Annotated in this window: 18 protein-coding genes; 10 read left to right on the forward strand and 8 right to left on the reverse strand. The window is 54.4% G+C overall.

From position 1 onward, the window contains the following. Window positions 1-106: 106 nt before the first annotated feature. Genes kdpE through kdpF form a run of 6 tightly spaced genes read right to left on the reverse strand, consistent with a single transcriptional unit; the run spans window position 107 to window position 7,903 of the window. Window positions 107-784 carry a two-component system response regulator KdpE gene (kdpE, locus tag ACI2I2_RS14225; protein ID WP_404658492.1) on the reverse strand — a complete coding sequence of 226 codons (678 nt, stop codon included), beginning with the start codon at window positions 782-784 and terminating at the stop codon, window positions 107-109. Next, on the reverse strand, window positions 781-3,468 hold the full coding sequence (kdpD, locus tag ACI2I2_RS14230; protein ID WP_404658493.1) for a two-component system sensor histidine kinase KdpD: 2,688 nt from the start codon (window positions 3,466-3,468) through the stop codon (window positions 781-783). Before kdpD ends, kdpE begins: the two co-directional genes overlap by 4 nt. A gap of 9 nt (window positions 3,469-3,477) precedes the next feature. After that, the gene (kdpC, locus tag ACI2I2_RS14235; RefSeq protein ID WP_404658494.1) at window positions 3,478-4,053 is read right to left on the reverse strand and encodes a potassium-transporting ATPase subunit KdpC; all 576 of its coding nucleotides are present in this window, start codon (window positions 4,051-4,053) and stop codon (window positions 3,478-3,480) included. A gap of 12 nt (window positions 4,054-4,065) precedes the next feature. Then, window positions 4,066-6,114, reverse strand: coding sequence for a potassium-transporting ATPase subunit KdpB (gene kdpB, locus ACI2I2_RS14240; protein ID WP_404658495.1), 2,049 nt, complete (start codon window positions 6,112-6,114; stop codon window positions 4,066-4,068). Between the two features lie 20 nt (window positions 6,115-6,134). Then, the gene (gene kdpA / locus ACI2I2_RS14245) at window positions 6,135-7,814 is read right to left on the reverse strand and encodes a potassium-transporting ATPase subunit KdpA (protein WP_404658496.1); all 1,680 of its coding nucleotides are present in this window, start codon (window positions 7,812-7,814) and stop codon (window positions 6,135-6,137) included. Next, a complete protein-coding gene (gene kdpF / locus ACI2I2_RS14250; protein ID WP_404658497.1) occupies window positions 7,814-7,903 on the reverse strand; it encodes a K(+)-transporting ATPase subunit F in 90 nt (29 codons plus the stop codon). Before kdpF ends, kdpA begins: the two co-directional genes overlap by 1 nt. Window positions 7,904-8,202: 299 nt before the next feature. Between kdpF and ACI2I2_RS14255 the strand changes: the two genes are divergently transcribed. The 3 genes from ACI2I2_RS14255 to phrB all read left to right on the forward strand — a co-directional run bounded on the left by ACI2I2_RS14255 (window position 8,203) and on the right by phrB (window position 11,325). Next, window positions 8,203-8,406 carry a YbfA family protein gene (locus ACI2I2_RS14255; protein ID WP_404658498.1) on the forward strand — a complete coding sequence of 68 codons (204 nt, stop codon included), beginning with the start codon at window positions 8,203-8,205 and terminating at the stop codon, window positions 8,404-8,406. Between the two features lie 539 nt (window positions 8,407-8,945). Continuing rightward, the gene (locus tag ACI2I2_RS14260; protein ID WP_404658499.1) at window positions 8,946-9,902 is read left to right on the forward strand and encodes a YbgA family protein; all 957 of its coding nucleotides are present in this window, start codon (window positions 8,946-8,948) and stop codon (window positions 9,900-9,902) included. A gap of 10 nt (window positions 9,903-9,912) precedes the next feature. Next, complete coding sequence (gene phrB / locus ACI2I2_RS14265) at window positions 9,913-11,325, forward strand: deoxyribodipyrimidine photo-lyase (protein WP_404658500.1); 1,413 nt, start codon at window positions 9,913-9,915, stop codon at window positions 11,323-11,325. On the opposite strand, the gene dtpD is transcribed toward phrB, so the two are convergent. Beyond that, on the reverse strand, window positions 11,322-12,803 hold the full coding sequence (gene dtpD / locus ACI2I2_RS14270; RefSeq protein WP_404658501.1) for a dipeptide permease DtpD: 1,482 nt from the start codon (window positions 12,801-12,803) through the stop codon (window positions 11,322-11,324). The two genes, phrB and dtpD, sit on opposite strands and share 4 nt — an antisense overlap. Window positions 12,804-13,066: 263 nt before the next feature. Here dtpD and ACI2I2_RS14275 point away from each other — a divergent pair, with 263 nt between their 5' ends. The 3 genes from ACI2I2_RS14275 to pxpC are packed head-to-tail and all read left to right on the forward strand — an operon-like array spanning window position 13,067 to window position 15,408. Then, window positions 13,067-13,810, forward strand: a complete 744-nt coding sequence (locus ACI2I2_RS14275) for a type 2 GTP cyclohydrolase I (RefSeq protein ID WP_404658502.1) — start codon at window positions 13,067-13,069, stop codon at window positions 13,808-13,810. A 15-nt stretch (window positions 13,811-13,825) separates the two neighbouring features. Next, window positions 13,826-14,482: a 5-oxoprolinase subunit PxpB gene (pxpB, locus tag ACI2I2_RS14280; RefSeq protein WP_404658503.1), complete on the forward strand. Its 657-nt coding sequence runs from the start codon at window positions 13,826-13,828 to the stop codon at window positions 14,480-14,482. After that, window positions 14,476-15,408, forward strand: coding sequence for a 5-oxoprolinase subunit PxpC (gene pxpC, locus ACI2I2_RS14285; RefSeq protein WP_404658504.1), 933 nt, complete (start codon window positions 14,476-14,478; stop codon window positions 15,406-15,408). The genes pxpB and pxpC overlap by 7 nt, the downstream gene beginning before the upstream one ends. A 145-nt stretch (window positions 15,409-15,553) precedes the next feature. On the opposite strand, the gene ACI2I2_RS14290 is transcribed toward pxpC, so the two are convergent. Further along, window positions 15,554-16,840, reverse strand: coding sequence for a citrate synthase (locus tag ACI2I2_RS14290; protein WP_404658505.1), 1,287 nt, complete (start codon window positions 16,838-16,840; stop codon window positions 15,554-15,556). Between the two features lie 637 nt (window positions 16,841-17,477). Between ACI2I2_RS14290 and sdhC the strand changes: the two genes are divergently transcribed. The 4 genes from sdhC to sdhB are packed head-to-tail and all read left to right on the forward strand — an operon-like array spanning window position 17,478 to window position 20,722. After that, entirely contained in the window at window positions 17,478-17,882 is a 405-nt protein-coding gene (sdhC, locus tag ACI2I2_RS14295; protein WP_404658506.1) for a succinate dehydrogenase cytochrome b556 subunit, read from the forward strand. Next, complete coding sequence (sdhD, locus tag ACI2I2_RS14300) at window positions 17,876-18,223, forward strand: succinate dehydrogenase membrane anchor subunit (protein ID WP_404658507.1); 348 nt, start codon at window positions 17,876-17,878, stop codon at window positions 18,221-18,223. Before sdhC ends, sdhD begins: the two co-directional genes overlap by 7 nt. Next, window positions 18,223-19,989 carry a succinate dehydrogenase flavoprotein subunit gene (sdhA, locus tag ACI2I2_RS14305; RefSeq protein ID WP_404658508.1) on the forward strand — a complete coding sequence of 589 codons (1,767 nt, stop codon included), beginning with the start codon at window positions 18,223-18,225 and terminating at the stop codon, window positions 19,987-19,989. The genes sdhD and sdhA overlap by 1 nt, the downstream gene beginning before the upstream one ends. Before the next feature lie 16 nt (window positions 19,990-20,005). Further along, a complete protein-coding gene (gene sdhB / locus ACI2I2_RS14310) occupies window positions 20,006-20,722 on the forward strand; it encodes a succinate dehydrogenase iron-sulfur subunit SdhB (protein ID WP_404658509.1) in 717 nt (238 codons plus the stop codon). The last annotated feature ends 234 nt before the right edge of the window (window positions 20,723-20,956 follow it).

A 20,956-nucleotide genomic window follows, 5' to 3' on the forward strand; every position in this document is an offset into this window, starting at 1 on the left:
TCTAAGGCCGGATACGGCGTCCGGACTGCAGGCAGAAATAACTGGCCGGTTCTTTCTGCACGAGAGGAATAATACAAGGCCGGATAAGCGTAGCGCCATCCGGCAATCACAACATAAACCGATACCCGATCCCGGTCTCCGTCAGAAGGTGTTTCGGCCTTGCCGGATCGACCTCCAGTTTTTGTCGTAAATGCCCCATGTAAATCCGCAGATAGTGGCTGTGCTCCACGGCGTTCGGCCCCCACACCTGGCTTAACAGTTGGCGCTGAGTGAGGACTTTTCCGTGATTATTCAGCAGTACTGCTAACAGGCGAAACTCAATGGGCGTCAGATGGATTTCTTCTCCGGCGCGTTGAATACGGCGGTTAGCGATATCCACCTGTATCTCTGAGAAGCTAAACAGCGGTTGATTCTGTTCCTGGCTGCCATGTCGACGCAGTGCCACGCGCAAACGCGCCTGCAGCTCACCAATGCCGAAAGGTTTACTGAGATAGTCATCCGCACCGGCGTCGAGCGCGGTGATTTTATCTGTTTCTTCGGCGCGGGCTGAGAGCACCAGAATGGGCACCTGGCTCCACTGACGAAAATCGCGGATGAACTCTATGCCGTCGCCATCGGGCAACCCCAAATCGAGGATCACCAGGTCCGGTTTACGCGTTGCCGCTTCAAGGAGCCCGCGTTGCAGCGTGTCGGCTTCATGCACGCGCAGGCCGTCGCCTTCCAGCGCACTGCGCAGAAAACGGCGAATAGCGTGTTCATCTTCGATAATCAGTACGTTAATCACAGTTCCTCAGCGAGTTCATCCAGCTCCGGTGGGGCTTGCAACGGTAAGGTGACCACAAATGCCGCCCCGCCTTGCGGACGGTTATGGGCATGCAGTTCGCCGCCGTGCACTTCAACAATAGCCTGACAAATTGCCAGACCCAAACCGACGCCCGGAATAGCCGATTCTTTATGTCCACGCGAGAATTTAGCAAAGATTGCTTGTTCCTGACCAGCAGGGATACCGGGGCCGGAATCCCAGACTTCCAGCGTTAGCCTTTGTGGCTGACATTCTGCGGCAATCCCTATCGTGGCTGAAGAACCTGCGTATTTCACTGCATTCTCCAGCAGGTTGATCAGAACCCGCTCAAACAGTGGGCCGTCGACATGGATAAGCGTCAACGGGTCACCCAGATCAAGCTGAATATGCCGACCGCCAAGGCCCATCTCCAGCGTGCGAATAGCGCTTCCGACCACTTCTTCCAGGGTCAGCCATTCTCTGCGCAAATTAAAGCCACCGGACTGAATACGTGCCATATCCAGCAGGTTGTTCACCAAGCGGGTGGTGTTGAGCACATGCTGACGAATTTCATTGGCCTGCGGCGCATGCTTAGACCCTTCCGTCGCCAGATCCAGTGTCAGAATTTCTGCTTGCCCAAACAGCACCGTCAGTGGCGTGCGCAAATCGTGAGAAAGGGCTGCCAGTAGCGAGTTACGAATACTCTCTCTTTCACTCGCTAAACGCGATTGCTCTTCGCTGGTGGTCAGCGCCAGGCGTTCAAGCGCACTGGCAACCAGCAACGTGCAGGTTTCCAGCAGGCGCTGCTGTTCCGGGATCATCAACTGGCGCAGATTCCCCGGTTCAACAATCAGCACGCCGTGCGTTTTCTCTGCGGTTTTCAACGGCAGAATAAGATACGGCACGCCTGGCAGCGTGTCGGTTCCCGCTCCGGCAGGCTGGCCTTTATCGTAGCTCCAGCGGGCGATGGCATCGTCCCAAGGCGTAATGTCGTTGCCTTCGGTTATTGCCGCCAGATATCCGTCTTCATTCGGCAGCAAAACCTGACTGCGAGCGTGGAAGGTTGAATGAATAAACTGTTCACTGGTACGGGCGATATCTTGCTGGTTGCGTCCGGTGGACAGGGCTTTCGACATCTCATAAAGATGGCGAGTTCGCTGTTCTCGATAGCGCGCAACTCGCGCCTGATAGCGCACACCGGCAGTAAGATTCCCGATAACCAGCCCGACGGTAAGCATGACGCCAAAGGTCAGAACGTACTGCACATCCGACACCGCAAGCGTGCCGCGAGGGGCGATAAAGAACAAATCAAAGCTGATGACGTTGATGACTGTGGCGAGCACTGACGGCCAACGACCATAGAAAAGCGCCACGATGACCACGCCAAGCAGGTAGAGCATTACCAGGTTAGCGGCATCGAAAGCCATCAAGAAATGGCTGGCGAACAGGGTAATAAAGGCACAAAGCGCCAGGGCAACGACGCAGCCTCGAAGCTGAACGCGCCAGCGATCCAGCCACGGACGGCTGTCAGCATTACGCGAAGGTATGCTGTTTTGATTCTCTTCCAGCGCGACAATCACCAGGTCAAGATCTGGCGCGCGGCGCGCGAGTTTGTCGGCGAAGGATTCGCGACTCCACCAGCGACGCTGACTGCGACGCCCAATAATGATTTTGCCAAGATTATGTTCACGGGCGTATCGCAGGATGGCTTTATCTTCGGCCGGTTCAGAGAGCGTGGCGGTTTCTGCGCCTAACTCTTGAGCCAGGCGCAGGGCTGCGAGAATACTACGGCGTTGATGTTCAGGCAGACGGTGCAGGTCTGGTGTTTCAACATAAACAGCATGCCAGACGCTGCCGAATTTTGCGGCCAGACGTGCGGCCGTGCGAACCAGTTTTTCATTGCCACCGCTATGGCCAACACAAAGCAGGATCGCATCTCGCGTGTGCCAGACTTTTTCTTCCCCTTGGCGATCGCGCCAGGCGCGCATCTGATCGTCGACCCGATCGGCTGTACGCCGCAGCGCCAGCTCACGTAAGGCAATCAGGTTGCCTTTACGGAAGAAATGTTCGATGGCCCGTTCTGCTTGCCCGGCAATATACACTTTGCCTTCATGCAGGCGCTGGCGCAGATCGTCTGGCGGCAGGTCAACCAGCACCACTTCATCGGCAGAATCGAAGAACGGGTCTGGCACCGTTTCACGGACTTTTATGCCTGTCACGCCGCTCACCACGTCGTTCAGGCTTTCCAGGTGCTGAACGTTGACGGTGGTGAAGACATCAATCCCGGCTTCGAGCAGCTCTTCAACGTCCTGCCAGCGTTTCGGGTGACGAGAACCGGGAGCGTTAGTGTGCGCCAGTTCATCCATCAGGATCAGTGCGGGGCGGCGGGCGAGGGCGGCATCGAGGTCAAACTCTTCGACCTGACGTCCGCGATAATGAATACGTTTACGCGGCTGAGTCGCCAGGCCTTTCAGTTGTGCAGCGGTTTCCTGTCGGCCGTGGGTTTCGACCACGCCGACCAGAATATCGAGCCCTTGCGCCCGCAGACGCTGTGCCTCGCTCAGCATCGCGTAGGTTTTGCCTACGCCAGCACAGGCGCCAAAGAAAACTTTTAGCTTTCCACGATGCCAGCCGGAGGACTGCTCCAGCAGGCGGTCGGGATCGGGACGAAAGGGCTCGTCGGTCATGCTCAATCCTTACGGTTTTTTCAGGCCGTCCAGCGCCATATTCAGTTCAACGATATTGACCACCGGCTGGCCGATAAAGCTTGCCAGCGGCTGCTGCGTATACTGCGACACGAGTTTCATTAACGTTTCTTCTGGCAGATTGCGGGCCTTTGCCACTCGCGGGATTTGCCAGATAACGGACTGCGGTAACAGGCTGTAATCCAGACCGCTTGCGGACGTTGTCACCAGTTCTACTGGCACTTTCTTGTCAGCCTGCGGATTATCCTTACGCAACTGCACAATACGCGCCGCCACTTCTTTATCCAGCTCCGGATTACTGCCCGCCAGGTTACTGCCGCCGGATGCTTCTGGATTATAGGGGCTATTGGCGGTGGCGGAAGGGCGGCCGTGAAAATATCCTGCGGCGGAAAATGACTGGCCAATCAGGCGTGAACCTCGAATTTCATTATTCTGTAAAATCAACGAACCGTTGGCCTGATCCTTAAACAGCCATTGTCCAAGCGCTGTCGTCAACAGAGGATAAACGCCCCCTGTTATCACCGTGAGAAAAAGCAGAACCAACAAAGCAGGGCGTAACGTCGCCATTTTTATATCCTCTTACACCAGACCAAACAGAGTCAGCAGCAGATCGATAACTTTGATGCCGATAAACGGCACCAGCAGACCGCCCAGACCATAAACCCACAGATTGCGACGTAACATTGCTGCCGCGGATAAGGGCTTGTAGCTCACGCCTTTCAATGCCAGTGGGATCAGGAACACGATGATCAGCGCGTTAAAAATCACGGCGCTGAGAATGGCTGAAGCAGGTGAGTGCAGATGCATCACATTCAGCGCATTCAGCTGCGGATAAGTTGCGGCGAACGCAGCCGGAATGATGGCGAAATACTTCGCGACGTCATTGGCGATACTGAAGGTGGTGAGCGAACCGCGCGTCATCAGCATTTGTTTACCGATATGCACCACTTCAATCAGCTTGGTCGGGTTGGAGTCGAGATCGACCATGTTCCCGGCTTCTTTCGCCGCCTGTGTCCCCGAGTTCATCGCCACGGCCACGTCAGCCTGCGCCAGGGCTGGTGCGTCGTTGGTGCCGTCACCGGTCATCGCCACCAGGCGACCTTCGGCCTGATACTGGCGAATCAGAGCCAGTTTTGCCTCTGGGGTGGCTTCGGCCAGGAAATCATCGACACCTGCTTCGGCTGCAATGGCCGCAGCGGTCAGACGGTTATCACCGGTGATCATTACTGTTTTGATGCCCATTTTGCGCAGTTGGGCGAAGCGTTCTTTAATGCCGCCTTTGACGATATCTTTCAGCGCGATGACCCCGAGCACCGTTGAGCCTTCAACCACCACCAGCGGTGTGCCACCCAAACGAGCGACACCTTCTACCAGCGTATCAACCTGCGGCGGGAAGTGGCCGTTGTTGGCTTCCACGTGACGACGAATAGCATCCACGGACCCTTTGCGGATCATGCGGTCATGGATGTTAATCCCGCTCATACGTGTTTGTGCGGTGAAGGGGACAAACGTGGCCTGCAATTCCTGCACATCACGAGTGCGGATATTGAAGCGCTGTTTAGCGAGGATAACGATACTGCGACCTTCGGGCGTTTCATCGGCCAGTGACGCGAGCTGCGCGGCATCGGCTAAGGTTTTCTCATCCACGCCGGGCGCTGGCAGGAATTCTGAAGCCTGGCGGTTGCCGAGCGTGATGGTGCCGGTTTTATCCAGCAACAGCACATCCACGTCACCGGCAGCTTCTACTGCACGTCCGCTGGTGGCTATCACGTTTGCGCCCAACATCCGGCTCATCCCGGCCACGCCAATGGCGGAAAGCAAACCGCCGATGGTGGTTGGGATCAGGCACACCAGCAGTGCAACCAGAACCGTCACGCTAACAGCCACACCACCATAAGCAGAGAACGGCCACAGTGTGGCGGTTGCCAGCAGGAACACGATGGTCAGGGCGACTAACAGGATTGTCAGCGCGATTTCGTTAGGCGTTTTACGACGTTGAGCACCTTCGACCATCGCAATCATGCGGTCGAGGAAGGTTTCGCCAGGGTTCACGCTACAGCGAATCACCAGCCAGTCAGAAAGAATGCGTGTCCCGCCGGTTACCGAGGCGAAGTCGCCGCCGGATTCACGAATAACGGGGGCCGATTCGCCCGTAATGGCGCTTTCGTCAACGGATGCTCCGCCTTCAATCACTTCCCCATCGCAGGGAATGATGTCACCCGCTTCGACCAACACGATATCGCCTTTGCGCAGGTCGTCTGCCGGAACGTGGTCCATTTGTGCATCATGCTGTGGCGCACGCAGTTTCCGGGCGAATGCCGTTTTTTGTACGCCTTTAAGGCTGTTGGCCTGGGCTTTACTGCGACCTTCCGCCAGTGCTTCCGCGAAGTTAGCGAACAGAACGGTAAACCACAGCCAAACGCTGATCGCCGCGGTAAAACCAGCATTTCCTGGCAGATGACGAGTCGCCATGGCGACCGCCAGCAGAGTGGTCAGCACGCTGCCCAGCCAGACGATAAACATCACCGGATTATGCCACTGTACCGCAGGGCTCAGTTTTTTGACGGCATCCATCAGCGCCCGGCGAACCAAAGCGGGTTCGAACAGGGCCAGTTGTTTACGACTCATAATACGTGTCTCCGGCAAACTTATAACGAAGAAAGATGTTCAGCCACCGGGCCTAAGGCCAGGGCAGGGATGAAGGTCAGGGCGCCCACCAGAATGACGGTGCCGATAAGCAGGCCGACAAACAGCGGGCCGCAGGTTGGCAAGGTGCCAGGGCTTGCAGGCTGGATTTTCTTACTGACCAGTGAACCTGCAATCGCCATTACCGGAATGATCACCCCGAAGCGACCCACGAACATGCAGAAGCCGAGCAGACAGTTCCAGAACGGTGAGTTGGCGCTGAGGCCTGCAAAGGCGCTCCCGTTGTTGTTGGCGGCGGAAGAAACGGCATACAGCACTTCACTGAAGCCGTGAATGCCCGGGTTGAACATCCCCGCGCGACCAGCTTGCGTCATCATGGCCAACGCGGTGCCGAGCAAGACCAGAGCAGGCGTTACCAGAATCGCCAGTGCTGTCATTTTCATTTCGCGCACGTCGATTTTTTTGCCGAGATATTCCGGCGTGCGGCCAATCATCAGGCCCGCGATAAAGACCGCCAGCAGAACAAACAGCAGCATGCCATACAGGCCGGAACCCACACCGCCGAACACCACTTCACCAATCTGCATCAGCCACATTGGCACCATCCCGCCGAGTGCGGTGAAGGAGTCATGCATGGCATTCACCGCACCGCAAGATGCCGCGGTAGTGATAACCGCAAACAGGCTGCTTTGCAGAATGCCGAAGCGGCTCTCTTTGCCTTCCATATTGGCGGCGCTGTCAGCACCCAGTTGCAGGAAGTGCGGGTTGCCTTTGAGTTCAGCCCACATCACCACCACTACACAAACCACGAAAATGAGGGTCATGGCCCACAGAATGGCGCGTCCCTGACGACCGTCGTTGACGGCTTCGCCAAAGGCAAAGCAGAGTGCGGTCGGGATCAGGAAAATAGCCAACATCTGGACGGCATTGGTCAAAGCCGTTGGGTTTTCAAACGGGTGGCTGGAGTTGGCGTTAAAGAAACCGCCGCCGTTGGTGCCCAGCATTTTAATGGCTTCCTGCGAAGCCACAGGTCCCATTGGTAATACGCCTTTCACGCCTTCCAACGAGGTGAAGTGCTGGTAAGGCAGAAAGTTTTGCAGAGTACCTTGCTGGATCATAAACAAAGCGATGATCAACGAGAGTGGCAGCAGGACCCAAAGCGTCACACGAATAATGTCTTTCCAGGCGTTACCGAGCGTGTCGGTGCTGTGGCGTGAAAAACCACGGATCAGCGCGAACACCACAGCGATGCCGGTGGCAGCTGACAGGAAGTTTTGCACTGCCAGGCCGGTCATCTGGCTGAAATAACTCAGGGTACTTTCGCCGCTATAAGCCTGCCAGTTGGTATTGCTGACAAAGCTGATGGCGGTATTCAGCGCCAGATCCCAGGAAAGTCCGGCGAAGTGTTGCGGATTCAGAGGCAACAGGTTTTGGAACATCAGCATCATAAACAGCAGCGCGACGCCTGCGATATTCAGCCAAAGAATGGCAAACAGATATTGCCGCCAGTTCATCTCCTGAGCAGATATGCCCAGCACTCGCCATAAACCTTGCTCAAGGGTTGCCGTACCCGGCAAAGAGGTATTGGCAATCAGCCGCGCCAGTACAGAACCAAGCGGGCGAGCCAGAAGGAAAAGTACCAGCAGGAAACTGGCTATCAGTAAAAACGCCTGCGCTGCCATCAGAAGGCCTCCGCATTGATCAGGGCATAAATGAGATAACCCAATAACAGGAAAACCAGCACGATGCCGGTTAGCACGCCTGCACTCACAGTCCACCTCCAGGTGTTTAATGATCTGCAGTAACGGTAGGATTTTCGGTGCAAAGATTTCGCAAAAAACGCGGCGGGGGGTGTAAAAAAAGTATAAAAATGCTTAAAAACCACGCGTTAACTCATGGTTAGTTTTAATTTAACACTTTTGTAACTAAGTTACGGCGTGAATGTAAAAAAGCATAAAATAACCAAAAATAAGTGGTCGGATGAGTAGTAAAATTACACGCAAACAGGTACTCTTTTAGCCAGATAACATTTTTACCGGCGCGTATTGCCGGCCATGAAAGGGGAGAGAAATGATGTACAAAGAGTTTCCTGCACATATCGTATTGATGCGCCGCACTTTCGCCGTCGTGGCGGGGGTCGTGGCCTTACCTGTGATGCTGTTCTGGAAAGATCGCGGGCGTTTTTACAGCTACCTGCACCGCGTGTGGTCAAAAACCAGCGACAAACCGGTGTGGATGGATCAAGCAGAAAAAGCGACCTGTGATTTTTACTGATTCGTAAGCAGGCATAAAAAAACCGCCAACGTTAAACGTGGCGGTTTTTTTATGCCCTCAGGATTCGCGGTCCGTTGGGGAAGACTTAAAGTTCCTGCCCAGGAGCGGTGATTTTGTGCCTCTTTTCGTGAATGGTCAAGGGTACCAACCTTGATGAATTCTTAAAAATCGGCTGCATGGTATTCATGGAAATAAAAAGCTCTATCATGACGGCGGCCCTTTCCGCCATCTCGCACATGGGCATCGGTATCTGGAAAGGCTTTCTTATGACCGTAAAGTTCCTGTCCAGGAACTTGCATTCACCGGTTTATCACCGGTGGTAATACGGTGAAGCGGCCCGCTGCAAGGACCGCATGATGACACGCTGGCTTTGTATCGCGTTCATTGTTTCCGGCTCGCTGATGCTGGCGGCAGACAAGCAAACCGTGCTTGATTCTGTCTCCGCGTCACAACCGGGCAAGTAGCTCTCAGGCCGCCTTGTGCGGCCTTTTTCGTTCTCTGGCGTCTACACTTCTTGTATGTGCCTGAGAGGAATTGCTATGAAAGAGAAAATCCCGGTTGGCATCAGCGCCTGTTTGTTGGGTGAAAACGTTCGTTTTGACGGCGGCCACAAACGCCTGACTTTTGCCGTTGAGGAGCTGAGTCCGTGGGTGGCGTTTGAGCCTGTTTGTCCGGAAATGGCCATCGGTCTTCCCGTTCCGCGTCCCGCATTACGGCTGGTAAAAGATGAGCAGGGTAGCCCGCATTTGCGCTTCAGCAATGGCAGCGAAGGTGATTTAACCGATGCCATGAACGAATTTACCCGAAATCGCATTGCTCGTTTTGAAAACCTGTGTGGCTACATCGTGTGCAAAAATTCGCCCAGTTGCGGGATGGAGCGGGTGCGTGTTTACGAAGCCGATGGCAAGAACAACCGCAAAGCGGGGCGAGGTATTTACACTAAGCTGCTGATGGAGGCCTGGCCCTGGCTACCGGTGGAAGAGGATGGCCGGTTACAGGACCCCGTTCTGCGTGAGAACTTTGTGGAACGTATTTACGCGCTGCACGAACTGCATGCTTTAAGAGCGCGCGGTCTGACTCGCGGCGATTTAATGGCTTTTCATAGCCGTTATAAATTACTGCTGTTGGCCCATTCTCAGCCGCTTTACCGCGAACTGGGGCGATTTGTTGCCGCGATGGGTGAGTGGTCTTCACTGGAAGCGTATTTCATCGAATATCGTCTGCGCCTTATGGCGCTGATGGCCCATCCCGCCACCCGCCGCAATCACACCAACGTATTGATGCACGTTCAGGGCTATTTCCGTAACCAGCTTAATAGCCGTCAGCGGCAAGAGCTGGCAAGCCTTATTGACAGGTATCGCCAGGGCACACAACCGCTGCTTGCGCCCGTGACGCTGTTAAAACACTATATGGCTGAATTTCCTGATGCTTACCTGGCCGGACAGCGTTACTTCGACCCGTGGCCGGAGGCTTTACGTTTACGTTACGGACATTAACTGGAGAGTTATGCCCACTCATCTGATCTGGTTTCGTACGGATTTACGTCTGCATGACAACCTGGCTCTCGCCGCCGCTTGCCGCGATAACAAGGCGAACGTTATCGCGCTGTTTATCTCCACGCCGCAACAATGGCATCAACATCACATGGCCTCGCGTCAGGCTGCGTTTATGCAGGCTCATTTGCGGGCGCTGCAAAGTGGCCTTGCTGAAAAAGGCATTCCTTTGTTGTTCCGTGAAGTCCCTGATTTTACGGCGACGGTTGATGAGCTAACCCGGTTCTGTGCTGAACAGGACGTGACACACCTTTTTTATAATTATCAGTATGAAATCAACGAACGTCAGCGTGATGCACTGGTCGAAAAAACGCTGAAAGAAGTGGTCTGCCAGGGCTTCGACGACAGCGTAATGCTGCCGCCGGGTAGCGTGATGACCGGCAATCATCAAATGTACAAAGTCTTCACGCCGTTCAAAAATGCGTATCTGAAGCGGTTAAAGGAAGGACTTCCTGAATGTGTTCGCGCACCTGCCGTGCGTGAGGCGAAGGAAGTCGCGGCAACGAACATCACGCTAAACTACCCGCAGCAAGCTTTTGTTCCGGAATACTTCCCGGCGGATGAAAAAAGTGCGCTCGCCAGATTGCGCCATTTTTGCCAACAACACGCTGCTCAATATGAGCAACAGCGTGATTTCCCGGCAATAGAGGGAACCAGTCGGCTTTCTGCCTGTTTGACGCTCGGTGTACTTTCCCCGCGTCAGTGTCTGCATCGTTTGCTAACGGAATGCCCTGATGCGCTGGAAGGTGGAGCAGGTGCGGTATGGCTCAACGAGCTGATCTGGCGTGAATTCTATCGACATCTGATGACCTTTCATCCTGAGCTATGCCGCCACAAACCGTTCATAAGCTGGACGGATAACGTCAAATGGCAAAACGATTCTCAGGCCTTAAAAGCCTGGCAGGAAGGTCATACAGGGTATCCGATAGTGGATGCAGCCATGCGCCAGTTGAATGAAACAGGCTGGATGCATAACCGTTTGCGGATGATTGTCGCCAGTTTTTTGGTCAAAGATTTACTGATTGACTGGCGGGAAGGCGAACGCTATTTCATCTCGCAACTGATTGATGGCGATTTGGCAGCCAACAATGGCGGCTGGCAGTGGGCTGCCTCAACCGGCACCGATGCCGCGCCGTACTTCCGGATTTTCAATCCAACCACGCAGGGCGAAAAATTCGATAAAGAAGGTGAATTTATCCGCCGCTGGTTGCCGGAGCTGAAAACAGTACCGGGTAAAGCGATTCATTCACCGTGGGAGTGGGCGCAGAAAGAGGGGATTGAGCTGAAGTATCCGCGCCCGATTGTCGATCACAAACAGGCGCGGTTGAACACGCTGGCGGCCTATGAAGCCGCAAGAATTGCTTAAGATTCCAGTGCCAGGCGGCGGGCTCTGACTTTCATCGCATGGCCCAGCCAAATGACCAGCACCATGCCGACACAGGCCAACGCTCCCCAGGTAATCTGGCTGAATACCTCGATGTAGGCGTTGATCGAATAGTTGATCGCGCCTGCGGCATCAAAGGAGCTTTGTGAAGTCTGATCGGCGATGATCCCTGCAACATAGTTGGCAATCGCACCGGAAAGCAGCATGTAGATCCCGGTGAGCACGCCTGTTACGCCTGGAATTTCGATGCGCGTGATTTGTGCCATAGCCACCGGGTCGATAAACAGTTCGGCAAAGCCCATCACCGCCATCCCCAGCACCATCAGCGGCAGGGAAGAGTGGCCGAAGCTTGCAGACCAGCGAGCGCTCAGGGTCAGAATACAGAAACCGGCGCTCATCAGGCCAAGACCCAGTGCGTATTTGCCCCAAATACGTACAGCACGGTTACCCGTCACTGATTCTTTGACTACCCAGGCAAGGAAGACACCGCACATCATGACGGCAAAGCCATTAACCGACTGGAACATCGCCGTTGGCACTTCGTAACCGAAGATATCGCGGTTAACGAAACGGTCGATATACAGGCTGATGGAACTGCCGCCCTGCTGGGCAAAGGCCCAGAACAGCAGGCTGAAGAAGGTCAGAACCACAATCAATCCGAGCTCTTTACGTTGTTTCTGGTTCTCGGCTTTCTTGTAGATTTTGCCGAGCATTGCGAGGCCAATAACGGTGGCGACAACCAGCGCATACAGAGACCACTCTTTCCAGAACAGCACCGCGATCACCACCGGCGACACCACCAGCAGCGCCAGCAACCAACCCCAGACAGGCAAGCCAGCTCTCTTACTGCGAAGCACCGGTTTGTTCACGCCAACGGTGTGGCTGAAATGGCGATTACCGCACAGGAAAATCACCAGACCTGCCAGCATGCCGACCGCCGCAAGCGCGAAGCCCATCGCCCAGCTGTACTCTTCCTGCACGTAGCCGCAGGCGATCGGAGCGATAATAGACCCGACGTTACCGGCAGCATAAAGCAGTGAGAAACCGCCATCGCGACGTGGATCGGTCGGTTCATACAGTTCACCCAGCAGGCAGCTGACGTTCGACTTAAACAAGCCGTAACCGCAAACAATAATTGCCAGTGATAGATAGAGGAACATCGGGGAGATTTCGCTGGCCCCGAGCACCAGATGCCCGACCGCCATCAAAAAGGCGCCAATCATTACCGCCATCCGGTTACCGAGCACTTTGTCGGCCAGCCAGCCGCCGAGGATCGGCGTGACATAGACCAGCGAGCAGTAAGCGCTGAACAAAGCGTAGGCGTGATTGTCGTTGTATTTCAGTTGATTAGTTAAATACAGAATCAGCAGGGCGCGCATGCCGTAAAAACTAAAGTATTCCCAAATTTGCAGTGCGACCACGTAGTAGATAGCGCGTGGTTGTGACGATGGTGTCTTCATGTTGCTCTCAGTCTTGCCAGAATTGCAGAAGATAATCATTCCGCATTATGCGTTTCTTTTATGCTATCCATGGATTTTAAGCATGAATGCTTAATTTATATGCTGTCCTAATGCATAAATATACACGATTGTGCTGGGCGACGTTAAGCGGTTTTTGCTGGGAAAAATCGGGAAGGGCCAAAAGCGTTGTAGACCTGCTATCGACGCGCGGCCCTCTGGCGGCTATGTTATCCCTCAGTATTGAACGTATGTCTGGAGTGACGATGAAAAACAGCGAACTGGAACACCTGATTAATGAAAAACTCAATAGCGCAACCTTCAGCGATTACGGCCCGAATGGGCTGCAGGTTGAAGGGCGTGAAGAGATCCGCAAAATCGTCACCGGCGTGACGGCAAGTCAGGCTCTGCTGGATGAAGCAGTGCGTCTGGAAGCTGATGCCGTCATTGTTCATCATGGTTATTTCTGGAAAGGTGAGTCTCCGGTGATTCGCGGCATGAAGCGCAATCGCCTGAAAACGTTGCTGGCACACGACATTAACCTCTTCGGCTGGCACCTGCCGCTCGATGCGCATCCCGAGCTTGGCAACAATGCGCAACTCGCAGCGCTGCTCGGCATTAATATTCGCGGCGCAATCGAACCGTTAGTGCCGTGGGGAGAGTTGTCTATGCCTGTTTCTGGCCTGGAACTCGCCTCATGGATTGAAGCTCGCCTGGGGCGCAAACCGTTGTGGTGCGGCGACACCGGGCCAGAGAAAGTGACCCGTGTGGCGTGGTGTACTGGCGGCGGTCAGAGCTTTATCGACAGTGCGGCTCGTTTCGGCGTGGACGCCTTTATTACCGGTGAAGTTTCCGAGCAAACTATTCACTCTGCCCGCGAGCAAGGTTTGCATTTTTATGCGGCAGGCCACCACGCGACGGAACGCGGGGGAATTCGTGCCCTCAGCGAGTGGCTGACGGAAACGACCGACCTGGATGTGACTTTTATTGATATCCCCAACCCAGCCTGATGAGAGAGAGTTAAAGTGCAGCGAGCGCGTTGTTATCTGTTAGGTGAAACGGCAGTCGTTCTGGAACTTGAACCGCCTGTGACGCTGGAAAGTCAAAAACGTATCTGGCGACTGACTCAGCGTCTGCCAGACTATCCGGAAGTGGTGGAAGCCATTCCTGGGATGAACAACATTACCGTCATTCTGCGTAACCCGCAGGCGCTGGCGCTGGATGCCATCGAGCGTTTGCAGCGCTGGTGGGAAGAGAGTGAAGTGCTGGAGCCAGATTCCCGCCGCGTCGATATTCCCGTTATTTACGGCGGAAAGCAGGGGCCGGATTTACCGCTGGTGGCGGAACATAGCGGGCTTTCGCCAAAGCAGGTTGTGGAGCTTCATGCTTCAGCGGATTACGTGGTCTGGTTCCTCGGTTTCCAGCCGGGTTTCGCTTATCTCGGCGGACTCTCTGCGAAGCTTGCGATGCCGCGCCGCGCTGAACCACGCGTGCAGGTTCCTGCTGGCAGCGTGGGGATCGGCGGTGAACTGACCGGTATTTATCCGCTGACTACGCCGGGTGGCTGGCAGTTAATTGGCCATACCTCGCTTGCCTTATTTGATGCCAGCCAGTCTGAGCCTGTTCTGTTACGGCCCGGCGATACCGTGCGCTTCGTGCCGCAAAAGGAGGGCGTATGCTGAAAATTCTTCGTGCCGGACTGTATACCTCTGTGCAGGATGGCGGGCGTAATGGGTTTCGTCAGTCTGGCGTAAGTCGCTGTGGCGCGCTGGATAAGCCTGCTCTGATCACCGCGAATTTGCTGGTGGGAAATGAGCCAGAAGCAGCTGCACTGGAAATCACGCTCGGGCAACTGACGGTTCAGTTCGAACAGGATGGCTGGTTTGCGCTTACGGGTGCAGGTTGTGAAGCCATGCTTGATGGCGAAGCTGTGTGGGCGGGTTGGCGGCTTCCTGTTTCGGCAGGGCAAACGCTGGTGCTTAAACGCCCATTACACGGCATTCGTAGCTATCTCGCGGTGGCTGGTGGCATTGATGTGCCTGAGATTTTGGGGTCGAGAAGTACCGATCTTAAAGTCGGTATTGGCGGTCTGGAAGGGCGGCGGTTGCAGGATGGCGATACGCTCAAACTGCTGCCAGCAACAAGAACCTTCACTGGCCCGCAAGGGGTCAAACAGCTGCTGCGCGGGAATCGCATCCGTGCGCTGCCGGGGCCGGAGTATCATGAGTTTGATACCGCCTCGCAGGAAAACTTCTGGCGTGCGCCGTGGAAGCTCAGCCCGCAGAGCAACCGCATGGGATATCGCCTGCAAGGACAACCGCTGGTGCGTACCACCGATCGCGAGCTGCTGTCGCATGGCCTGATACCCGGCGTGGTGCAGGTGCCGCATAACGGTCAGCCTATCGTGCTGATGAATGATGCGCAAACCACCGGAGGCTATCCGCGAATAGCCTGCATTATCGAAGCCGATATGTATCAACTGGCGCAAATTCCGCTAGGTCAGCCGATTCACTTTGTACCTTGCACCCTGGAAGAGGCGCTGAAGGCACGCGAAGATCAGCGTCGCTATCTGGAGCAGCTTGCCTGGCGGTTGAACGGGGAAAGTTAAGGGCAGAATTATGCCGGAAGGGCCGGATATTCGCCGTGCCTTGATGCGCTGTCAGCAGGAAAAGCAAAACGGTAACCCAAAGGTTACCGTTTTTGTATGAACACCCTCTCCACGAGGGAAAGGGTATCAGGCCGCACTTATTTTATTAGTGCTTTTTCAAATCTGAATTGAAATCACGACGGTCGTAGCCAGTGTAAAGCTGACGAGGACGGGCAATTTTCATGCCTTCGTTGTGCATTTCGCTCCAGTGTGCAATCCAGCCCACAGTACGCGCCATCGCGAAGATCACGGTAAACATGGAAGACGGAATGCCCATCGCTTTCAGAATGATGCCGGAGTAGAAGTCTACGTTCGGGTAGAGTTTCTTCTCGATGAAGTACGGATCGTTCAGGGCGATGTGTTCCAGCTCCATAGCAACCTGCAGAAGGTCGTCTTTGGTGCCCAGCTCTTTCAGCACTTCGTGACAGGTTTCACGCATCACAGTGGCGCGCGGATCGTAGTTTTTGTACACGCGGTGGCCGAAGCCCATCAGACGGAACGAATCGTTCTTGTCTTTCGCACGACGGACGAATTCCGGAATGTGTTCTACGGTGCTGATTTCTTCCAGCATCTTCAGTGCGGCTTCGTTTGCACCACCGTGTGCGGGTCCCCACAGGGAAGCGATACCGGCAGCGATACAAGCGAATGGGTTAGCACCAGAAGAACCCGCGGTACGCACAGTTGACGTCGAAGCGTTCTGTTCGTGGTCGGCGTGCAGGATAAGAATTCGGTCCATTGCGCGTTCCAGAACCGGGTTCACTTCATACTCTTCACATGGCGTAGAGAACATCATGTTCAGGAAGTTGCCCGCGTAGGAGAGGTCGTTGCGCGGATAAACGAACGGCTGACCGATGGAGTACTTGTAGCACATCGCGGCCATGGTCGGCATTTTTGACAGCAGACGGAAGGCGGCAATTTCACGATGACGTGGGTTATTCACGTCCATGGCATCGTGGTAGAACGCAGCCAGCGCGCCGGTCACGCCACACATCACCGCCATAGGGTGTGAATCACGACGGAAGCCGTGGAACAGGCGAGTGATTTGCTCGTGGATCATCGTATGACGAGTCACGATGGTTTTGAATTCTTCGTACTGTGCCTGAGTCGGTTTTTCACCGTTCAGCAGGATGTAGCACACTTCGAGGTAGTTAGATTGGGTCGCTAACTGATCGATAGGAAAACCGCGGTGCAGCAGGATGCCTTCGTCACCGTCGATAAAAGTGATTTTAGATTCGCAGGATGCGGTGGAGGTAAAACCTGGGTCGAAAGTAAACATGCCTTTCGAGCCGAGGCTACGAATATCAATAACATCCTCACCGAGCGTGCCTTTTAGCACATCCAGTTCGATAGCAGCATCACCGTTGAGAGTGAGCTTTGCCTTAGTATCAGCCATTTACGGTCTCCTTAGCGCCTTATTTGCATAAGACTGCCGGATGCCGGATTCGCTTCCAGGGTGCAGTTAGACGTTACCAGTTTGTTATTTGGCTCACAGCTCCGCGTCAGAGGGAAACCAGGGTACAGAGCAAAGGGCGCCTGGGGGCATACGTTCAATACACCATGAAAATACAGCAAATCAGGGTCTTAGCAGTCCGTTTATTCAAACCTGTCTATCACTATTCACTGTCAGATTACATCGGTCAATACTTTCTCACTGTTACATAACTTATTGTCAGGTGAAAGCATGACCCCATAACTTTTACGCATTATATGCCTTTTCAGGTGATGGTTGTAACAATAATGTTTAATATTTGTCAAATCAGGTGAGTAAAAATTAAAATAATGTTGTTATCGTGACATCGATCACTGTTCCGCATAAAACCCGACAAACTATATGTAGGTTAATTGTAATGATTTTGTGAACGGCCTATACTGCCGCCAGGTCTCCGGAAACCCCCTGCAATCCCGAGCCACCCAGCGTTGTAATGTGTCGTTTTAGCTCTTGAGATGGAGTTTTTACATGACGCGCAGTTATAGAAAAGGACGCTGTCTGACCCGCACGCAGACCGGAGGAAGGAAACAATAAGAACAGCATGTGGGCGTTATTCATGATAAAAAATGTGAAAAAACAAAGACCTGTCAATCTGGATCTGAAAACGATCCGATTCCCCGTAACGGCGATAGCGTCCATCCTCCACCGCGTTTCAGGCGTGATTACTTTTGTGGCGGTTGGCATTCTGTTGTGGTTATTGGGTACCAGTCTCTCCTCTCCAGAAGGTTTTCAGGTTGCAAGCTCAATCATGAGCGGCTTCTTCGTCAAATTCATCCTGTGGGGCATCCTGACTGCGCTGGCGTATCACGCCGTGCTGGGTATTCGCCATTTGATGATGGATTTTGGCTATCTGGAAGAGACATTCGAAGCAGGTAAAAAATCTGCGAATATTTCCTTTGTTATTACTGTCGTGCTTTCACTTCTCGCAGGAGTCCTCGTATGGTAAGCAACGCCTCAGCACTAGGACGCAACGGCGTACATGACTTCATCCTCGTGCGTGCCACCGCGATTGTCCTGACTCTGTACATTATCTACATGGTTGGTTTCTTCGCGACCCACGGTACCCTCACCTGGGAAGTCTGGACGGGTTTCTTCTCTTCCGCTTTCACCAAAGTCTTCACCCTGCTGGCTTTATTCTCCATCTTGATTCATGCCTGGATCGGCATGTGGCAGGTGTTGACCGACTACGTTAAACCGCTGGCAATTCGTTTGCCGCTGCAACTGGCTATCGTCGTTGCACTGGTGGTTTACGTCATTTATGGATTTGTTGTGGTGTGGGGTGTGTAATGAAACTGCCAGTCAGAGAATTTGATGCTGTTGTTATAGGCGCAGGTGGCGCAGGTATGCGTGCCGCCCTGCAAATCTCCCAGAGCGGCAAAACCTGTGCGCTGCTCTCGAAAGTCTTCCCGACCCGTTCCCATACCGTTTCTGCGCAGGGTGGCATCACCGTGGCGCTCGGTAATACCCATGAAGATAACTGGGAATGGCACATGTATGACACCGTAAAAGGGTCAGACTACATCGGTGACCAGGACGCCATTGAGTATATGTGTAAGACCGGCCCGGAAGCGATTCTGGAGCTGGACCACATGGGTCTGCCTTTCTCGCGTCTCGACAATGGCACCATTTATCAACGTCCGTTTGGCGGCCAGTCGAAAAACTTCGGCGGCGAGCAGGCGGCACGTACTGCGGCGGCGGCTGACCGTACCGGTCACGCACTGCTGCACACCTTGTATCAGCAGAACCTGAAAAACCACACCACGATTTTCTCCGAGTGGTATGCGCTGGATCTGGTGAAAAACGCCGATGGCGCAGTGGTCGGTTGTACCGCGCTGTGCATCGAAACCGGTGAAGTCGTTTACTTCAAAGCGAACGCCACCGTGCTGGCGACCGGCGGCGCAGGCCGTATTTATCAGTCCACCACCAACGCCCACATCAACACCGGTGACGGCGTTGGCATGGCAATCCGCGCAGGCGTGCCTGTGCAGGATATGGAAATGTGGCAGTTCCACCCGACAGGTATCGCGGGCGCAGGCGTTCTGGTAACAGAAGGCTGCCGTGGTGAAGGTGGTTACCTGCTGAATAAACACGGCGAGCGCTTCATGGAGCGTTATGCGCCAAACGCAAAAGACCTGGCGGGTCGCGACGTGGTGGCACGTTCCATCATGATTGAAATCCGTGAAGGTCGTGGCTGCGATGGTCCATGGGGTCCGCACGCCAAGCTGAAACTCGACCATCTGGGTAAAGATGTTCTCGAATCCCGTCTGCCGGGCATCCTCGAACTCTCCCGCACCTTCGCTCACGTTGACCCAGTCAAAGAACCGATTCCGGTTATCCCAACCTGCCACTATATGATGGGCGGTATTCCGACCAAAGTGACCGGTCAGGCGCTGACGGTGAACGAAAAAGGCGAAGACGTGGTGATCCCTGGTCTGTTCGCAGTGGGTGAAATCGCGTGTGTATCCGTACACGGTGCGAACCGCCTGGGCGGTAACTCTCTGCTTGACCTGGTGGTGTTTGGTCGTGCGGTTGGTCTGCATCTGCAAGAGTCTATTGCTGAGCAGGGCGTGCTGCGTGATGCAACCGAAGAAGAGATTGATGCTTCTCTGGAACGCCTGAACCGTTGGAACGGCAACCGTAACGGTGAAGATCCGGTCGAAATCCGCAAAGCACTGCAAGAATGTATGCAGCACAACTTCTCGGTATTCCGCGAAGGTGACGCCATGGCGAAAGGGCTTGAGCAGCTGAAAGTGATCCGCGAGCGCCTGAAAAATGCGCGTCTGGATGACACCTCCAGCGAGTTCAACACCCAGCGCGTTGAGTGTCTGGAGCTGGATAACCTGATGGAAACCGCTTATGCCACCGCGGTATCGGCAAACTTCCGTACCGAAAGCCGTGGCGCGCACAGCCGCTTCGACTTCCCGGAAAGGGACGATGAAAACTGGCTCTGCCACTCCCTGTACCTGCCGCAATCGGAATCCATGACGCGTCGTGAAGTGAACATGGAACCGAAACTGCGTCCGGCATTCCCGCCGAAAGTGCGTACCTACTAATTGCGGAGACAGGAAAATGAGACTCGAGTTTTCAGTTTATCGTTATAACCCGGATGTCGACGATGCTCCGCGTATGCAGGATTACACCCTCGAAGCGGAAGAAGGGCGCGACATGATGCTGCTGGATGCGTTAATCCAGCTGAAAGAAAAAGATCCGACACTGTCATTCCGTCGCTCTTGCCGTGAAGGCGTGTGCGGGTCTGATGGCGTGAACATGAACGGCAAGAATGGCCTGGCGTGCATCACCCCGATTTCTGCGTTGCAACGTGCCGGGCAGAAAATTGTGATTCGCCCGCTGCCGGGTTTACCGGTGGTGCGTGATTTGGTGGTGGACATGGGGCAGTTCTATGCCCAATATGAGAAGATTAAGCCTTACTTGTTGAATAATGGGCAAAATCCACCCGCTCGCGAGCATTTACAGTCGCCTGAGCAGCGTGAAAAACTGGACGGTCTGTACGAGTGTATTCTCTGTGCCTGCTGCTCCACGTCTTGCCCGTCCTTCTGGTGGAACCCGGACAAGTTCATCGGCCCGGCCGGTCTGTTAGCGGCTTACCGCTTCCTGATCGACAGCCGTGACACTGAAACCGACAGCCGCCTGGAAGGGTTAAGTGATGCTTTCAGCGTATTCCGCTGCCACAGCATCATGAACTGCGTCAGTGTATGCCCGAAAGGGCTTAACCCGACGCGCGCCATCGGCCATATTAAGTCGATGTTGCTGCAGCGCAGTGCGTAAGATGTAGTGGTTGCCGGATGGCGACTGATGTCTTATCCGGCCTACTGGGTGTGGACCTTGTAGGCCTGATAAGCAAAGCGCCATCAGGCAAATAATTGCAGGAAACCTTTAAAAACTGCCGATGTACTTCCCCTTTACCGGTATGGCGAGGGCAGGGAAGAGGGCAAAGGCCCTAAGACAGTTTCTAAAGGTTCCTTCGCGGGCCCCAATAGAAAAGAGCTCGCAAGTGAACCC

Origin of the sequence: Scandinavium sp. NPDC088450 (assembly GCF_044900545.1) — a bacterium.
Taxonomy (GTDB): domain Bacteria; phylum Pseudomonadota; class Gammaproteobacteria; order Enterobacterales; family Enterobacteriaceae; genus Scandinavium.